At 64.5% G+C, this 234-nt stretch carries 1 pseudogene; it reads left to right on the forward strand.

The annotated features are described in order from the left end of the window. Positions 1 to 234: pseudogene (locus EOD29_RS35160) on the forward strand (GlxA family transcriptional regulator); the annotation flags it as partial.

A 234-nucleotide genomic window follows, 5' to 3' on the forward strand; every position in this document is an offset into this window, starting at 1 on the left:
CGGCAATCTCTATACCTGCGCCGGCGGCACCGCCTCGCTCGACATGATGCTAAACCTGATTGGCGAGGATTTCGGCGAAAGCCTCGTCAACCGCATCTGCGAGCAGCACCTGACCGACCGCGTGCGCAACCCGCACGACCGCCAGCGCCTGCCGCTGCGCGCCCGTCTTGGCGTGCAGAACGCCAAGGTTCTGTCGATCATCGAGCTGATGGAAGGCAATCTCGCCGAGCCGCT

The sequence above is a fragment of the Mesorhizobium sp. M1A.T.Ca.IN.004.03.1.1 genome, from assembly GCF_003997555.1.
GTDB lineage: Bacteria > Pseudomonadota > Alphaproteobacteria > Rhizobiales > Rhizobiaceae > Mesorhizobium.